General features: G+C 36.1%; 1 protein-coding gene. It reads right to left on the bottom strand.

Annotated elements, in window-relative coordinates; genetic code table 11:
* Window positions 1-496 (bottom strand): SusD/RagB family nutrient-binding outer membrane lipoprotein (locus tag RAD16_RS40740; RefSeq protein ID WP_458163662.1); only part of this gene is annotated, 496 nt, incomplete at both ends.

Genomic DNA, 496 nt, shown 5'->3' with positions numbered 1-496 from the left:
AACTACAGCGCTACCCTTAGCACCGCCATAAGCATTAAAATCAGTTGTTTGTAAATTTGTGTAATTGGGGGCTTTATCTGCAAATGAAAATAACCTTACGTCGTTTAAGCTCTTCAACAAATCAACATAGCCTGCTTCCATATAAATGGCAGTATGAAAGTCGGCGTTCAAGTAATAAGTGTAACGGTTATTCACCAAATCATAAAATTTAAGCTGTCCATTGTCGGCATTACTGGAAAACAACGGATATTTTGAGGGGTTATTAACAATGTTAGCAAAGCGCTGTTTAACATTTAAAGTGGTATTATTCTCTTTAGCAGAAAGGTTCATTAATATTCTTAAAGAAAACGTATTGATTAACTGCTTCCACTTCTGCATGTTGCCATTGTAAACAATATCACCTTGTACTGAAGCTGTATTGGCAGTGATCAGTGAATTTGCATCATCCAGATCATTAAGTGCTGAGAGAAAAACATCCTGCTGCTTATCGTATACT

Source organism: Bradyrhizobium sp. 18BD, assembly GCF_054185225.1.
The sequence above is the reverse complement of the archived record's forward strand: the minus strand, read 5'-3'. Positions and strand labels throughout refer to the sequence as shown.